We start from the raw sequence: 16,691 nt of genomic DNA, 5'->3' as shown, positions 1-16,691 counted from the left end.
GAAAACGGCTCCGTCGGTCCGCCGGCCGTCCCGCCCGCCGATGCGCGGGGCCTCCGCCGGCCTCGGCGACGGGGCTGCCTCCTCCTCGTCCGCAGTCTCCCGCCGTGCGCTGCGCACGAATCCTTGGACGTCGCGCCCGATGTCGTTCCCCGACGGCGGATGCGGGCAACGATCAAAAGGATCGGAGGCTCGGGTTTTCTGCTGGCCCCGAACCGCAAGGCTTCGTTTTTTTTTGGTGGACTGCTCGGACCGGGTCGCGACATCCGTGGCCTGTCGACCAGGCGTCGGAAACGGCTGCGGGGTCGGATGCCGAACCGTCGCCTGAAGGCTCTCAAAGCCCGACCTGCGGTCGGGTCCGGGTGCCTTGTTCTGAGGCGGGATTGGTAGGGGGCGGCTACGGCGCTTTGAGGGGCGCGCCACCCCCTACCAATCCTTCGGTGCCCTACGCTCGGTAAGGAGCGGTAACATTCTTACCCCTCGAAAAAGAGCACCAGATTCCTAATCTGGGGGTCGTTGGTTCGAATCCAACTGGGATCACCACTTTCGTCAGCCCTCGGACCTGAACACGCCCAGGCGCTTCGCAAGGGTCTCCCGACGCTTCATCGGCATCGCTTCGAAGAGGCTGAGGCCGCGACTGTCGCGTCCGCTTCCGTGTGACATGAGGACCCTTGGATCAGGTTCCGGCCCTTGATCCGGCGGCCCGTGAGCCACACGGTTATGGATCATATGATCCGTTTTCGATCTCGATGAAACAGGAATATTGCAATCCGGTCCCGAGATGATATCAGATGTGTCGAAGATCCGGCGAGGCGGGTGGAGGCTCGGGCCTGGATCTGCAGGGGAGACATCATGCCATCGTTTCTCGCCTCGCCGGCCCCCGGTTCGGCCTGATCCATGTCGAAAATGCAGACGACCGATAGACGCCAGCCGTTCGCGCTCGCCGTCTGCGCGGAAACCGTATTCGCCAAGCGTCCCGTGCCGGAACGCCTGGAGCGCCTGACCGCCGCGGGCTTTCTGGTCGAGATCTGGGACTGGACCCGGCACGACATCAAGGCGCTGGCGCGCTCGGGTGCGACCTTCTCGTCCATGACCGGTTATGTCTCGGGGACGCTCGCAGACGACGCGGGCGCCGACGAGCTGTTGCGCACGGCCGCCCAGTCGATCCCCGTCGCCCGGGAACTCGGCTGCCCGCGCCTCAACCTGCATGGCACGGGCCTCGACGGTCAGGGCCTGCCCGTGGTCAAGGCCGAGACCGTCAGCGGCGCCATGTGGCTCAAGGCCGTCGACACGCTCCGCCGCATCGCCGACCTCGGCGAGCGGGAGGGCGTCACCTTCGTCCTGGAAAACCTCAACGAGGCGGTCGACCATCCCAAGACGCCCTTCGCCAAGGCGGCCGACACGATCGCGCTGGTCGAGGCGGTGAACCGGCCCTCGCTCAAGCTCAATCTCGACCTTTACCATGCGCAGATCGGCGAGGGGAATCTGATCGAACTGTGCCGGCGGGCGCTGCCCAACATCGGCGAGATCCAGGTGGCGGACGTGCCCGGCCGGCACGAGCCGGGCACCGGCGAGATCAACTATCCTGCGATCGCCCGAGCCCTCGACGCCATGGGTTATCGCGGCGTCATCGGCCTGGAGGCCTGGCCGCAAGGCGACGACGAACTGGCGCTCCAGCGCTTTCGCGACGCTTTCACCCTCTCTTGAAAGGAACATCCATGCTGAACGTCGCACTTCTGGGCGCCGGCCGGATCGGCCAGGTCCATGCCCGCTTCATCGCCGCCAACAAGGACTCCCGCCTCGTGGCGATCGCCGACGCCGTGCCCGAGGCCGCGCGCTCGCTTGCGGAGAGCACCGGGGCGCAGGCGCGCTCGGTGGAAGAGATCCTCGCCGATGCCGAGATCCACGCGGTCCTGATCGCGACGTCGACCGACACCCATTCCGACCTGATCGAGCGCGCGAGCGCCGCCGGCAAGGCCATCCTCTGCGAGAAGCCGGTGGACCTGTCGCTGGAGCGCGCGCTGCGCTGCCAGGCGAGCGTGGCAGGGGCCGGGCGAGAGGTCATGATCGGCTTCAATCGCCGCTTCGACCCGAACTTCGCCGCCCTGAAGGCGGCGCTCGACGCCGGCGAGATCGGCCGGCCGGAACTTCTGTCGATCACCTCCTTCGACCCCGCGCCGCCGCCCGTGTCCTACATCAAGGTCTCGGGCGGCCTGTTCCGGGACATGATGATCCACGACTTCGACATGGCCTGCTGGATCATGGGCGGCCCGCCGGCCAGGGTCACGGCCGTCGGTTCCGCCATCGTCGACCCCGCCATCGGTGAGGCGGGAGACGTCGACACGGCGGCGGTGACGCTCGCCTGGGACGATGGCCGCATCGCGGTGATCAAGAACTCGCGCCGCGCGGGCTACGGCTACGACCAGCGCGTCGAACTTCTCGGCTCCGAAGGGCTCCTGTCCGCCCGCAACGTCCTGGAGAACACGGTCGAGAAGATTACGACGGACGGCGCCTCCTCGGCCAAGCCGGTCTACTTCTTCCTGGAACGCTACATGCGCGCCTACGAGGCCGAGTGGACGGCCTTCGTCGCCAGCCAGACTGCCGGCGCGCCCGTTCCGGTGACGCTCAAGGACGGCATCGCCGCGCTGGCGCTGGCGGAGGCCGCCACGACCTCGGCCCGGTCGGGCGAGACCGTGGCGGTGACGCGGGAGATGCTCGGCGCCTGACCGCCGTCCTAGGACGCCAGGGGGACGGCTGCCGCCGGCTCCCCGGCGCTTCTTGCCGCGCCCCGGCGGACGAGGACATAGAAGATCGGCGTCAGGAACAGGCCGAACACGGTGACGCCGAGCATGCCGGCGAAGACGGCGATGCCCATGGCCGAGCGCATCTCCGCGCCGGCACCCGTTGAGAGCACCAGGGGCAGGACGCCCATGATGAAGGCGAGCGAGGTCATCAGGATCGGCCGCAGGCGCAGCCGGGCCGCCTCGATCGCCGCCTCGCGCGGCGATCGGCCTTCCGCTTCGAGTTCGCGCGCGAACTCGACGATCAGGATGGCGTTCTTGGCCGAGAGGCCGACCAGAACGATCAGGCCGATCTGGGTGAAGATGTTGTTGTCTCCCCCGGTGAGCCAGATGCCGGCCAGGGCCGAGAAGAGGCCGGCCGGGACGATCAGGAGGATCGCGATCGGCAGCGTCAGGCTCTCGTATTGGGCGGCCAGCACCAGGAACACGAGGAGGATCGCCAGCGGGAAGATGACGAGGCCCGAATTGCCCGCGATGATCTCCTGGTAGGTCAGCTCGGTCCATTCGAAGGCGAAGCCCGGCGGCAGCGTCTCGGCCGCGATCCGCTCCACGGCCGCCTGCGCCTCGCCCGACGAGAAGCCGGGCGCGGCGTTGCCGTTGATGTCGGCCGCGAGGAACCCGTTGTAGCGCAGCGCGCGCTCGGGACCGGCCACCGTCTCGACCGTGAGAAGCGCCGAGAGCGGGATCATCTCGCCCGAGTTCGAGCGGACCTTCAGGCGCCCGATGTCCTCGGGCCGGGCGCGATAGGGCGCGTCGGCCTGCACGCGCACCGAATAGGTGCGGCCGAGCTGGTTGAAGTCGTTCACGTAGAGCGAGCCGAGATAGATCTGCAGCGTGTTGAAGATCTCGGTGATCGGCACGCCGAGTTGCCGAGCCCGCGCACGGTCGACGTCGGCGAAGAGCTGGGGCACGTCGATGCCGTAGCCGGTGAACATGCCGGTCAGTTCGGGCGTCTGATAGGCCTTGGCGAGGAAGCCCTGCACCGCGTCGTCGAGCGCGCGGTAGCCCTGTCCGGCGCGGTCCTCGATCTGCAGCTTGAAGCCGCCGATCGTGCCGAGACCCTGGACGGGCGGCGGCGGGAAGATCGCCGTGAAGGCTTCCTCGATCGCGGCGAACTGCCCGTTCAGCGATTGGGCGATGGCCCCGGCGGAAAGCTCCGGCGTCCGGCGCTCCTCGAAGGGGGCGAGCGTCAGGAACACGACGGCGGCGTTGGAGGAGTTGGTGAAACCGTTGATGGAAAGGCCGGGAAAGGCGATCGTCGATTCCACGCCGGGAACCTTAAGCGCGATCTCACCCATGCGCCGGGCGACGGCGTCGGTCCGGTCGAGCGAGGCGCCGTCGGGAAGCTGCGCGAAGCCGACGAGATACTGCTTGTCCTGGGCCGGCACGAAACCGCCGGGCACCTTCTGGAAAAGTACGCCGGTCAGCCCGACCAGCACGATGTAGAGCCCGAGCATGATGCCTCGGCGGGTGATCAGCCGCCCGAGCCCGTTGCCGTAGCGGCGCGAGGAGGCGCCGAAGAAGCGGTTGAAGCCGCGGAAGAACCAGCCGAGCGCGCCGTCCAGGAAGCGCGTCAGCCGGTCCTTCGGCGCGTCGTGGCCGCGCAGGAGAAGGGCGGCGAGCGCCGGCGAGAGGGTGAGCGAGTTGAAGGCCGAGATCACGGTCGAGATCGCGAGCGTGAGGGCGAACTGACGGTAGAACTGGCCGGTGAGGCCCGAGATGAACGCGAGCGGCACGAACACGGCGACCAGCACCAGCGCGATCGCGACGATCGGGCCGGACACTTCGCGCATGGCCTGATAGGTCGCCTCGCGCGGATTGAGGCCGTTCTCGATGTTGCGCTCGACGTTCTCCACGACGACGATCGCATCGTCTACCACGATGCCGATGGCGAGCACGAGGCCGAAGAGCGAGAGCGCGTTGATCGAGAAGCCGAGGAGATGCATCACCGCGAAAGTGCCGACGATCGAGACAGGCACGGCGAGAAGCGGGATGATCGAGGCGCGCCAGGTCTGAAGAAAGACCACGACCACGAGGACGACGAGCACCACCGCTTCCAGAAGCGTGTGGACCACGGCGTCGATCGAGGCGCGCACGAACTGCGTCGTGTCGTAGACGATCTCGTAGTCGACGCCCTCGGGCATCGTCGCCTTGATCTCCTCCATCGTGCGGCGCACCTCGTCGGCGATCGCGATGGCGTTGGAGCCGGGCGCCTGGAACACGGGGATCGCGACGGCTGGCTCGTTGGAGAGGAGCGAGCGCAGGGCGTATTCCGAAGCGCCGAGCTCGACGCGGCCGATGTCGCGGATGCGCGTGATGGCGCCCGTCTCGGCGTCGGTGCGCACGATGATGTCGGCGAACTCCTCCACGTCCTTCAACCGCCCTTGCGCGTTCACCGAGAGCTGGAACTCGATGTCCGGCACGCTCGGCGAGGCGCCGATGACGCCGGCCGCGGCCTGGACGTTCTGCTCGCGGATGGCGTTGACGACGTCGCCCGCCGACAGGCCGCGGCTCGCGGTCTTCTCCGGGTCGAGCCAGATGCGCATGGAATAGTCGCCCGAGCCGAAGAGCTGGACCTGGCCCATGCCGTCGATCCGCGCCAGCCGGTCGCGCACGTTGAGGAGCGCGTAGTTGCGCAGGTACGTGAGATCGTAGCGCCCGTTCGGCGAAGTGAGGTGCACCACCAGCATCAGGTCGGGCGAGGACTTCACCACGGAGACGCCGAGACGGCGCACCTCCTCGGGCAGGCGGGGCTCGGCCTGCGCGACGCGGTTCTGGACGAGCTGCTGCGCCTGATCCGGATCCGTGCCGATGCGGAAGGTCACGGTGAGCTGCATCGTGCCGTCCGTGGTCGCCTGGCTGGACATGTAGAGCATGCCCTCGACGCCGTTGATCTGCTCCTCCAGCGGCGTCGCCACCGTTTCGGCGATGACGGCCGGGTTGGCGCCGGGATAGGCGGCACGCACCACCACGGACGGCGGCACGACTTCCGGATATTCCGAGATCGGCAGGGCGAAGATCGACAGGAGGCCGCCGAGGAAGATGAGGACGGACAGGACGCCCGCGAAGACGGGACGGTCCACGAAGAACCGGGAAATGTTCACGGACGTTGCTCTCGGAAGAATGGGGTGATCGGCGGCATCCCCGGCGGAGCCAGGAGACGCTCCGCCGGGGTGCGGTCAGCGCGCGGAGGGGAGGTCGGCGCTGGCCTGACGGTCGAGATGGTTGCCCGTCTCCATCGACACCATCTGGGGGGCGACCCGGGCGCCGGGGCGCAGGCGCTGTAGGCCGTTCACGACGATCCGCTCGTCCGCGACGAGGCCGCTCGTCACGACCCGCATGTCGCCAGATGCGGGGCCGAGCCGGACCTCGCGGTACTGCACGGTGTCCTGGTCGTCCACGACGAGGACGAAGCGCTTGTCCTGGTCGGTGCCGACGGCCCGCTCGGACACGAGCAGCGCCGGCTCCGCCTTCGGAGCGCCGAGCCGGACGCGGGCGAACTGGCCCGGCATCAGGCTGCCATCGGGATTGGGGAAGGCGAGGCGGATGGTGACGGTGCCGTTGGAAGGGTCGACGCTCGGATCGACGAACTGGACCCGGCCCTCAATGCTCTTGCCGTCGCCAAGGTCGAGACGCACGGGTATCCGCTCGATGCCGGCCGTGCCGCCCGCCGCCTGAAGAAGGCGCTGGGTCTCGTCCGCGTCGGCATCGACGGCGGCGTAGATCGGGTCGACGGATACGATGCGGGCAAGGACCGGCGAACCGGCCCCGGCCGAGACGAGGTTGCCCGGCGTCACCAGCGAGCGGCCGATGCGGCCCGCAACCGGCGCGCGGATCTCGGTATAGGAAAGATCGAGCCGGGCGGTGCGCAGCGCGGCCTCGGCCGCGGCGAGCTGGGCGGCAGCCTCCGCGGCGGCCTGAACGCGCCGGTCGTATTCGGAGCTTGCGATCGTGCGATTGCCCTGAAGCTGGGCGCCCCGGTCGCGCTCGCTGATCGCGAAGGCTAGCCGGGCCTCCGCCGCCTGACGGTCCGATTGGGCGCGCTCGACAGCCGCGCGGTAGGGCTCGGGATCGATCGTGACGAGCAGCGCGCCCTTCTCGACAAGGGCGCCTTCGGGGAACGGCGTGGTCTCGATGGCGCCCGCGACGCGCGAGCGGATGTCGACGCTCTGGACCGCTTCCAGACGGCCGGAATGGGCGGACCAGAGTTCCACCGGCCGCCGCTCGACGCGCGCGACCGAGGCGGGGATGGCGGCCGGCGCGGTCGTTGCAGGCGTTTCGGCCCCGACGGCTGGGCGCGGTTCGTGCATCAGGACGCCGAGGCCGAGAAAGGTGAAGGCGAAGGCGGCGGCGACGGTGCCGGCCATGACGGCGGCGACCCAGTTCAGGACGGTGTGGAGTCTGGACATGGCGTTCCTCTGTCGGCCCCGAACGGGATGGGCACGCTGTTACGCGGAAAGCGGAGGCCCGCCCGCGGCTTGCGGTCGCCGCCGGCGGGCCTTCGGGTCAGAAGCTGTCGGAGGCCGGAACGAGCGTGCGGCTGCCGTCCGAAGCGGTCGCCGGGCGTGCACCACGCTCGCCGAGCTGGTTCGCCGGCACGTAGGAATCGGCGCGATCCGTGCGGCCGATCGGATAGCCGTAGGAGGTCTCCGCACGCTCCTCCGAAACGGTGGAGCCGATCAGCACCGAGCGGTCGGCACTGGCCTGCGCATCGCGCGTGCCGGTGTCGGAGCCGGGGACGAGGTCGCTGGCCGACGCGATGCCGGCCGAGAGGACGAGGAGGGCGGAAGCAAGAGCAAGAGCACGGGACATGGGATGATTTCCTGAAAAGAGGGCGCGGGCCGTCGTTGCCGCGACGGGGTGCGCGCGGGAGGGGGTTGAACACTTGGTGTCGTGAGGACGGGAGCCGCGCGGTCGGAGCCGCGCGGCATCCCCCGCCATGCGCTGTGGCGCCGGCGGTCTGGTCGGTCGAGGAGGGGCTTGCAAACCGTTTGGCTGCTTCGCCCTTCGTTCATTACCGATCGGTATGGAAGTAGCTAAGCCGCCGCCCGCGGTCTGTCAACGGCATATTTTACCGATGAGTATAAAAAGATTTCAGGGCGCGTCGTGGCCGGCGACCTGCCGAATCCGGATCGATCGGCGGACATCGCGGCCCGATCGCCAGGCTGTCGCACCGTGGCCTGCTCTCGGCGTGCGGTCTATCGGACAACCTTGGAAGCCTGGCAGCGGTGGCCGTTGAAGCCCTCGGCTTCAGGCGCTTTTGCGACCCGAGGGCATCGCGACGATCAGCACGCCGATGATCACGGCGCCTTGCAGGATGTCCTGCATTCCCGGCGGCAGGCCGGCGACCTGCATGGTCGTGACGATCATCACGAGCAGGAAGGCGCCGAAGAGGGTGCCGAGCGTCGTCGCCATGCCGCCCGCGATCAGCGTTCCGCCGAGCACGACCGCGCCCACGAACTGAAGAAGAAAAGGGTTGCCCATTTCCAGGAACGCCCCGCCGGCATAGCCCGACAGGAGGCAGCCGGTGACGGCGGACAGGACTGCGCTTGCGATGAAGACGGAGGCATCCACCCGGGCGACGCGGATGCCGGACAGGCGCGAGGCCTCGGCATTCTGTCCGGCGGCCGACAGCTTGCGGCCCCAGCTCGTGACCCGCAGCAGGACGGCGCAGAAGGCGGCCAGGACGAGCGCGACCACCGCGATCACCGGCAGGCCGCCGATCCGGCCGCTTGCGAAGCCCGCCAGCATCGGTGCGGAGCCGGAGCCCGACACGTGGCCGTTCACGATCAGCGTCGCGGTCGCGAGAATGTAGCCGCTCGCCAGCGTCGCGATCATGGCGGGAATGCGCAGCGCGAGGACGAGGAGCGCGTTGAGCGCGCCGATCAGCAGTCCCGCGGCCAGCACGACGGCGACGGCGACCCAGAGCCGCCCATTCTGGCCGCCGGAGACCGTGGTCGTCAGATAGGCCGACAGGGTGACGACGCTCGGGATCGACAGGTCGATATGGCCGCGCCCCGAGGTCATCACCAGCATCTGCCCGAGCGAGGGGAGAAGCAGGAAGGACGCGGAGGCCGCGACGCCCGACAGGCTGTAGAGGCTGAACCGGTCCGTCACGAGGACCAGCGCCGCCCAGAGGACGAGGATGCCGAGGAGGGGCCAGACCCAGCGTTCGCGGCGGAGGACGGCTTTCATGGCATCAACCCCGGTGAGCCCGCCAGGCGGCGAGCGTCTGGAGGCTGAGGATGGCAATCAGGAGCGCCCCCTGGACGGCGGCGTTGTAGTCGGTGCTGACGCCGAGCGAGGCGAGAAGCGCGCCGATCAGAGCCAGGGTCACCGCGCCGGCGACCGTGCCGACGGGCCGGATCACGCCGCCCATGAGCTGGCAGCCGCCGATCACGACGGCGGCGATGCTGAGCAGCGTGAAGGACGCGCCCGCGTTGATGTCGCTCGCGCCGTTGGCGGCCGTGAGGTAGAGGCCCGCGACGGTCGCGAAGCTGCCGGCGATCAGATAGCGCAGGACGGCATAGCGCACCGGCGACCAGCCGCAGCGCTGGAGCGCCAGGGGCGAGCTGCCGAAGCCGCGCAGGACCGTGCCGACCGGCGAGCGGTCGATCAGAAAGGCGAGCGCGCCGGCCAGGAGGATCAGGACCACCGGCGTCGGCACGCCGGGCACCGACAGCGCGAGGAGGCCGCTCAGCCATTCTGGGCTCGACCCGCCGGGAGAGGCTTGGATCGTCTGCCCGAGCCCCGCGAAGATGAAGGAGGTGCCGAGGGTCACGACGATCGCCGGAATGGCGCGCGCCTGGATCAGGAGGCCGATGGCGCCGTAGGCGAGAAGCCCGCCGGCGAGGCAGAGGAGGCCGAGACCCGGCGCCACTACCAGGATCGTCGCGCTCACCACGTTGACGAGGCCGGTGAAGGCGCCGACGCCGAGGTCGATCTCCGAGCCGCCGACCACGAACATCTGCGCGATGGCGACGAGCACGAGCGTCACGGCGGGCGCGAGAAGCAGTTCGAGGCCGAAGGCGGAGGCGACGCGCGGATTGAGGCTCGCCATGATCGCAAAGACCAGCACGAGGCTGGCGAAGGGCACGACGCGCAGGAGCTTGTCCATCAGGCCGCTGCCGCCCGCAACGGGTGCCCCGGCGGGTGCCTTGCCGCCCTCGGCCTCCACAAAGGAGGCAGCGACGATCGCGTCTTCGGAGATTTCGCCCGCGCGCAGTTCTCGCACGATCTGTCCGCCCGCAAAGACGAGAACGCGGTCGCATTCCAGGAATTCGAGGTCTTCGGTGGAATGCCAGACCACCAGCCGGCGCGCGTCCGCCATCTGGCCGACAAGGCCGTAGAAGTCGCGCTTGGCGCCGATATCGACGCCGCGCGTCGGGTCGTCGAGAAGGATGATGTCGGCGTCGTCGGCGAGCGCGCGGGCGACGATCGCCTTCTGCTGGTTGCCGCCCGACAGGTCGAGGATCGGGGAATCGATGCGGCCCCGGTCGAGCCCGAGCCGGTCGGCGAGGTTTGCTGCGACGCTGCGTTCCCGCCCGTCGCGCACCGGCGCGATCCCGCGCATGCCGGCGATGCGGCCGATTGCGATGTTCTGAAGGACGCTCCAGAGCGGGAAGACGCCCTCGCGCTGGCGGTCACCCGAAACAAAGCTCGCGCGGCCCATCCGCTGGACGGCGCGGTCGCGGCGCGGCTCGAAGATCGCCTGGAGGATCGGCTTCTGGCCGCTGCCCTCCAGCCCCGCAAGACCGACGATCTCGCCGGCGCGCAACTCGACGGGGTACCCCAGCGCACCCGTGACGGGGCCGTCGATGCGCACCAGCACCGGTGCGTCGGACGTCGTCCCCTCGGCGCCGGCGCGGGCGGCCTCGGCCTCGTGGATCGCCGCGCCGCCCATGACGGTCACGAGGTCGGCGATGGCGGTCTCCGTGCTCGGCCGCTGCCAGACGAGGCGACCGTTGCGCATCGCCATGACGCGGGTGGAGACGGCCAGCACCTCGGCGAGCTTGTGGCTGATGAAGACCACGGCGAGCCCCTCCGCCGCCCGGCGCGCGATGAAGCGGCGCAGCTGCGCGCTCCGTTCGCTGCCGAGCGAGGATGTCGGCTCGTCGAGGATCAGGAGGCGAAGCCGCGGGTCGCTTGCCGCGCGCGCGATCTCCAGCATCTGCCGCTCGGCGATGGAAAGATCGGCGACAAGCGTCGAGGGCGCGATGCCGGCCTTGGGGAAGATGGCCTCGAGGCTCTCCTCTGCCAGCCGCGCATAGGTGCGGCGCCAGGCCGGCGAGAGGCCGGCCTGGCCGGGCCGCTCGACATAGAAGTTCTCCGCCACGGTGAGGTTGGGCAGAAGCGAGAGTTCCTGCCAGACGATGCGGATGCCGAGCGCCTGAGCGGCGCGCGGCGAGTGCGTGCCGGGCTCGATCGCGGCCCCGTCGACGACGAGCCGGCCGGTGTCGGGTTCGGTCACGCCGCACAGGACGCGCATCAAGGTGGACTTGCCCGCGCCGTTGGCCCCGACGAGGCCGACGATCTCGCCCCGCCCGATCGAGAAGGTGAGGTCGGCGTTGGCGACCGTCGTGCCGTAGGTCTTGCCGAGGCCTTCGGCCACGACCAGCGGCGGGCCGAGCGCCGTCGCCGCACCCATCGCGGCCGGTCTCTCGTGGATCATCCGCATCCCGTCCTTCCCGTGCATGCTTGAGCGGCGGCCCGCGTGCCGGGCCGCCGGATGCGGAGCGCCTATTGGACGCCCTTGCCGCCGAGGAGGTTGGAGACGACCCAGGCCTCGTCGAAGGACGGGCTGATGATGAGGCCGGGCTTGAGGTCCTTGGCGCGTTCCGCGAGGTTGGTCTCGTCCACCGTCGCGACCGGCATGACGAGGTCCTTCTCGGCCTCGGCGCCCTTGGCGATCTGGTAGGCCAGCCAGAAGGCCGCGCCGCCGATGCCGGGCGTCGTGTTCATCGAGGTCGTCTTGTAGCCCTTGTCGGCGACGCCGTTCCACCAGATCACGAAGTCCGAGCTGCCGCCGCCCTCGATCACGGGTATCTGCTCGGCGTATGGCCCGCCGGCCTGCTGGAAGGCCTGGACGATGCCGTAGTCGTCGCTGCCGCCCTGGCCGAGAACGGCGTCGACATGGGGCAGGCTCGGCAGGACGTTGGCGATCGCGCTCTGGGCGACGGAGGCCGTGGCCTGGCCGTAGACCTCGGCGACGATCTTCACGTCCGGATGCTTGTCGAGGACCGCCTTCTGGGCGCTGTACATGAGGTTGTCCGGGCCCGAACCCTTCACGCCACGCACGACGATGACGTTGCCCTTGTCGCCGATGAGGTTCAGCGTCTTCTCCGCCTGCTCCGTCTTGTAGCCGGTGAAGTCGAAGGACAGCTTGGTGGCGCAGGGGTCGGTCAGGAGCGAATCGAAGGCGATGACCTTGATGCCGGCCTTGCAGGCCTTGGCCGCCGTGCCGTTGAGCGCGGTCTCGGAAGCCGCGTTGATGGCAATGGCGTCGACGCCGCGCAGGATCAGCTCGGCGAGCTGGCTGTTCTGCTGGGCGACGCTGCCGTCGCCGTTGAGCACCACGTAGTCGGCGATCTTGCCCTCGGCCTTCGCCTTCTCGGCGGCCTCGGTGAAGGAATCCACCATCTGCCGGCGCCAGGTGTTGCCGTAGAACGAGTTCGACAGCGCGATCACCGGCTTGGCGGGATCGGCGAGCGCAGGGCTCGAGCCGGCGGCCCCGAGGGCCGCGGCGGACGAGGCGAGCATCGCCGCGAGAAGAAGGGTCTTGGGCATCCTTGAAATCCTCCCTGACGGCGGGCGGCTCTTCGACCGCTTCCCGCTCGTGCGCTTCCTGGCAGTCCAAGGCGGCAAGCCGCGGCGGACGCATCCGCGCACCGAGGCGGCGGGGCGTCGCCGATCGCTTCCTCCGACCGCGATGGCATCGACAGGCTTAAGTCATCACATGAGTGACGTCAATGGCGGGGTGTGGTAAGGTGGTTTTACTGCGCGCCATCCGATGCTCTAGATGGTTCGCGAGGAAACGGGCCGGCTGAAGCGGCCGGCGTTCGGGAAGGACGGTGCCATGGAGCCCATTCGCAAGCGGAAGCTCTACGAGGAAGTGCTGGACCGCCTGGTCGGCGCGATCGTCTCCAACGAGTTCCCGCCGGGCTCGAAGCTGCCGTCCGAGCGCGAACTGATGGAGATGACGGGCGTCGGGCGTCCCGCCATCCGCGAGGCGCTGCAGTCGCTCCAGCGCATGGGCCTGATCATGATCTTTCACGGCGCGCCGGCGCGCGTGGTGAAGCCGACGCCGGATGTGATCATCGACCAGATTTCCAACGCCATGGTGATGATGCTGGCGACCAATGCACGCGGGCTGGAGGACTTGAAGGAATCCCGCCTGCTTCTCGAATCGGCCCTGGTCGCCATGGCGACGCGCAAGGCGACCCAGGCGGATCTGGAGCGGCTCGCCGAGAACAACCGCCAGCTGCGCCATGCCGAGGTCGGGGCGGAGTTCCTAGCCACCGACATGGCCTTCCACGGAATCATCGCCGAGATGAGCGGAAATTCCATGATCGCCGCCGTGACCAAGGGCATGCTCGACTGGCTGTCGCGCTTCAAGCGCGACCTCGTGGCCGCGACCGGCGCCGAGCGCCTGACCATCCAGGAGCACGAGCGGATCTACAAGGCGATCGCGAGCGGGGATGCGGATGCGGCGTCGATCGCCATGACCGAGCATATCGCGCGCGCCAACACGCTCTACAGCCATCTGCTGCAGACGGGCGATTGGAAAGCCACGGCCTGATTTCTGATAACTTATGTGATGACTTTTGCTGAGCGCGATGCTACCTCTTCTCCGAAGGGGAGGAGTGCATCGTGCCGCAACGGATCGTCGCCCGCTATCTCGTGGAGACCGCCTATCCCGTGGACGTGGCCGCGGCGGCGCTGGCCGGCGAGCAGTCGTCCGGCACCTTCCTGAAGACGCCGGGCGAGACGCCCGAACTCGTGCGCGAGTTCGGGGCGCGCGTCAAGGCGATCGAGCCGATCGGGGAGGTCGAAGCGCCCTCGCTGCCCGGCAGCCGCGGTCCGGCCGGCGGCCCGATCCGGCGCGCCGAGATCACCGTGTCCTGGAGCCTCGCCAACACCGGTCCGTGCCTTCCGACGGTCTGGTCCACCGTTCTCGGCAACTGCTTCGAACTCCACCACTTCTCGGGCCTTCGGCTCCTCGACATCGCCTTTCCCCACGACTTCACGGCCGCCTATCCCGGCCCGGCCTTTGCCGTCGCCGGCACGCGCCGGCTGACCGGCGTCGAGACGCGGCCGGTGATCGGCACGATCATCAAGCCGAGCGTCGGCCTCGGCCCCGCCGCCACGGCCGCGCTGGTGGACACGCTGGCCGCGTCCGGCCTCGACTTCATCAAGGACGACGAGCTGATGGGCGATCCGCCCCACTGCCCGTTCGACCAGCGGTTCGACGCCGTGATGGACGTGATCGACCGCCATGCCGACCGCACCGGGCGCAAGGTCATGTACGCCGCCAACATCTCCGGCGACATCGACGCGATGCGCCGCCGGCTCGACCGGATCGAGCGGCGCGGCGGCACCTGCGCCATGCTGGTGCTCAACTCGGTCGGGCTCGCGGGCGTCGCCCATGTCCGGCGCCACGCGAACGTCGCCCTGCACGGCCACCGCGCCGGCTGGGGCCTCTACAGCCGCTCGCCCGACATCGGCATGAGCTATGTCGCCTACCAGAAGTTCTGGCGCCTCGCAGGGGTCGACCATCTCCACTGCAACGGCCTGTCCAACAAGTTCTGCGAACCGGACGAGAGCGTCGTCGCCTCCGGGCGTGCCTGCCTGACGCCGATGTTCGACGATCCCGCGCGGCCCGATACGGTGATGCCGGTCTTCTCCTCGGCGCAGACGGCGGTGCAGGCTGCCGAGACCTATGCCCGCGTCGGTTCGGCCGACCTCATCTACTGCTGCGGCGGCGGCATCATCGGCCATCCCGACGGCATCGAGGCCGGCGTGCGCAGCGTCCAAGAGGCCTGGGAGGCGGCGATCGCCGGCGTGCCGGCGGCCACCCATGCACGGAGCCATCCGGCACTGGCGCGCGCCCTCGAAGCCTTCGGCTGACGCGGCGCGCGCCGCAAAACGAAAGCGGTCTGGGAGGACGACATGGCGACATCGGTGGCAATTCTGGGTTCGGGCGGCAAGATGGGCTTCCGCGTCACGCGCAAGCTGGTCGATGCCGGCTACGACGTGCGCGCGGTCGAGATCGGCGAGGCGGGCCGGGCGCGCCTGGCGCAAGCCGGCATCCCGGCGGTTGCGGCGGAAGAGGGCGTGCCCGGGGCGGCGGTGGTCGTCCTCGCGCTGCCGGACAACATCATCGGCGACGTCGCGCGCCAGCTCTCGCCCCATCTGGCCGCCGGCACGATGCTGCTGATCCTCGACGCCGCCGCGCCCTACGCCGACGCGTTGCCGAAGGACCGGCCGGACCTCACCTATTTCGTCGGCCATCCCTGCCACCCGCCGCTCTTCAACGACGAGACGGAGTGGGAGGCGCGACGCGACTACCACGGCGGCATCGCGCGCCAGTCGATCGTCTGCGCCCTGATGCAGGGGCCGGAGGAGCATTATGCGCTCGGCGAGGAGATCTGCCGGGCCATGTGGTCGCCGATCATCGAGGCCCATCGCGTCACGGTGGAGCAATTGGCGATCCTGGAGCCCGGCCTGTCCGAGATGATCGCCATGCCCTTCGTCGACACCATGGTCGAGGCCGTGGAGGAGTGCGCGACCAAGTACGGCATCCCGCGCGCGGCGGCGATGGACTTCCTGATCGGCCATCTCAATGTCGAGATCGCCATGTGGTTCGGTTTCTCGCCCAAGGTGCCCTCCGACGCCGCGCTCCGCCTGATGCGCTTCGCCAAGGGCGTGGTGGTCAAGGACGACTGGCGCGAGGCGCTTTCGCCACCTAAGGTCCGGGAAGCCTCCGAACTCATCGTCTTCGGCAAGGGCACCTGAGGTCCAATGCGGCCGGCTTCCGTCTCCACCGCCCTGTTCGACGGCTATCCCATGGCGCTCGCCATCGAGGAGATCGCGCGCGCCGGGGCCGAAAACGTGGAGCCGGCCTTCATCCAGGGTTATGTCGCCTTCGACGAGAGCGCCTTCGAGGATCGCGCCGCCAGGGATCTTGCGGCCTCCATCGCGAACGCGGGGCTCGGCGTCCAGGCGGTGTCGGCGCATATGGACCTGTCGCGGCCGGGCGCGGAGGAGCGGCTGCGCCGACGGCTCGGCTTCGCGGCCGGGCTCGGCGCCCGGTTCCTCGTTACCAATGCGGGGCCGGCCGCGGCGCGCGAGGCGATCGAGCGCTGCATCGTCGCGGTGTTGCCGGCCTGCGAGGCCGCCGGCATCGTTCTCGCCCTGGAGAACCCCGGCCACGGCGCGGGCGACCTCGTTCCGGATCGGGCGGCCGGGGCGGACCTCGTCGCGCGGCTGCGTTCGCCCCATCTCAAGCTCAACTACGATGCCGGCAACGTCTTCACCTACAGCCGCGAGACCGTGCGTCCGGAGGACGATCTCGCCGGCGCCGGTTCCGAGATCGGCCACGTCCACCTGAAGGATGTCGCGACGTCGCCCGAAGGCTGGCGCTTCACGGCGCTCGGGGACGGCAGCATCGACTGGCGCGCCGTCTGGCGGCATCTGCCGCGCGATTGCCCGGTGGGCATCGAATTGCCCCTGCGCCTCGACCGGAGCGGCCGGCGCGACCCCGAACGCCGCGCCGACCCGCTGTCGCTCGAAACGTTGCGCGAAGCGCTCCGCCGCTCGCTCGCCTTCCTCGACGCGCTGGAGGCTGATCGCTCGGCGACATGACCCGTCGAGGCCGATGGATCCGGATCGGAC

Annotated in this window: 12 protein-coding genes and 1 tRNA gene; 7 read left to right on the top strand and 6 right to left on the bottom strand. The window is 69.4% G+C overall.

The window, feature by feature from the left end; translation table 11 throughout:
- The first annotated feature begins 436 nt into the window (after window positions 1–436).
- The 3 genes from O5O54_RS07255 to iolG all read left to right on the top strand — a co-directional run bounded on the left by O5O54_RS07255 (window position 437) and on the right by iolG (window position 2,723).
- Window positions 437–540, top strand: a tRNA-Arg gene (locus O5O54_RS07255).
- A gap of 363 nt (window positions 541–903) precedes the next feature.
- Entirely contained in the window at window positions 904–1,704 is an 801-nt protein-coding gene (locus tag O5O54_RS07250) for a TIM barrel protein (RefSeq protein WP_279480404.1), read from the top strand.
- A gap of 11 nt (window positions 1,705–1,715) precedes the next feature.
- Window positions 1,716–2,723: an inositol 2-dehydrogenase gene (gene iolG, locus O5O54_RS07245; protein ID WP_279480188.1), complete on the top strand. Its 1,008-nt coding sequence runs from the start codon at window positions 1,716–1,718 to the stop codon at window positions 2,721–2,723.
- 8 nt (window positions 2,724–2,731) lie between these two features.
- Here iolG and O5O54_RS07240 read toward each other — a convergent pair whose 3' ends face one another.
- The 6 genes from O5O54_RS07240 to O5O54_RS07215 form a co-directional block, all read right to left on the bottom strand.
- The gene (locus O5O54_RS07240; RefSeq protein ID WP_279480186.1) at window positions 2,732–5,902 is read right to left on the bottom strand and encodes a multidrug efflux RND transporter permease subunit; all 3,171 of its coding nucleotides are present in this window, start codon (window positions 5,900–5,902) and stop codon (window positions 2,732–2,734) included.
- Window positions 5,903–5,977: 75 nt separating this feature from the next.
- Entirely contained in the window at window positions 5,978–7,207 is a 1,230-nt protein-coding gene (locus O5O54_RS07235) for an efflux RND transporter periplasmic adaptor subunit (protein ID WP_279480184.1), read from the bottom strand.
- A 97-nt stretch (window positions 7,208–7,304) separates the two neighbouring features.
- A complete protein-coding gene (locus O5O54_RS07230; protein ID WP_279480182.1) occupies window positions 7,305–7,610 on the bottom strand; it encodes a hypothetical protein in 306 nt (101 codons plus the stop codon).
- 438 nt (window positions 7,611–8,048) lie between these two features.
- A complete protein-coding gene (locus O5O54_RS07225) occupies window positions 8,049–8,993 on the bottom strand; it encodes an ABC transporter permease (RefSeq protein ID WP_279480179.1) in 945 nt (314 codons plus the stop codon).
- Window positions 8,994–8,997: 4 nt separating this feature from the next.
- Complete coding sequence (locus O5O54_RS07220; protein ID WP_279480177.1) at window positions 8,998–11,469, bottom strand: ATP-binding cassette domain-containing protein; 2,472 nt, start codon at window positions 11,467–11,469, stop codon at window positions 8,998–9,000.
- A gap of 68 nt (window positions 11,470–11,537) precedes the next feature.
- Window positions 11,538–12,584 (bottom strand): ABC transporter substrate-binding protein, encoded by a 1,047-nt coding sequence (locus tag O5O54_RS07215; protein ID WP_279480174.1) that lies wholly within the window; start codon window positions 12,582–12,584, stop codon window positions 11,538–11,540.
- Between the two features lie 289 nt (window positions 12,585–12,873).
- Between O5O54_RS07215 and nanR the strand changes: the two genes are divergently transcribed.
- The 4 genes from nanR to O5O54_RS07195 all read left to right on the top strand — a co-directional run bounded on the left by nanR (window position 12,874) and on the right by O5O54_RS07195 (window position 16,661).
- On the top strand, window positions 12,874–13,596 hold the full coding sequence (nanR, locus tag O5O54_RS07210) for a transcriptional regulator NanR (protein ID WP_279480173.1): 723 nt from the start codon (window positions 12,874–12,876) through the stop codon (window positions 13,594–13,596).
- Window positions 13,597–13,667: 71 nt separating this feature from the next.
- Window positions 13,668–14,924, top strand: a complete 1,257-nt coding sequence (locus tag O5O54_RS07205) for a ribulose-bisphosphate carboxylase large subunit family protein (protein ID WP_279480171.1) — start codon at window positions 13,668–13,670, stop codon at window positions 14,922–14,924.
- Window positions 14,925–14,966: 42 nt separating this feature from the next.
- Window positions 14,967–15,812: a phosphogluconate dehydrogenase C-terminal domain-containing protein gene (locus tag O5O54_RS07200; protein ID WP_279480169.1), complete on the top strand. Its 846-nt coding sequence runs from the start codon at window positions 14,967–14,969 to the stop codon at window positions 15,810–15,812.
- Between the two features lie 6 nt (window positions 15,813–15,818).
- Window positions 15,819–16,661, top strand: coding sequence for a sugar phosphate isomerase/epimerase (locus tag O5O54_RS07195; protein ID WP_279480168.1), 843 nt, complete (start codon window positions 15,819–15,821; stop codon window positions 16,659–16,661).
- Window positions 16,662–16,691: the final 30 nt, after the last annotated feature.

The sequence above is a fragment of the Aureimonas sp. SK2 genome (assembly GCF_029813115.1).
Lineage (GTDB): Bacteria > Pseudomonadota > Alphaproteobacteria > Rhizobiales > Rhizobiaceae > Aureimonas.
Note: the sequence above shows the minus strand (reverse complement) of the source record. Positions and strands in the feature narration are given on the sequence as shown.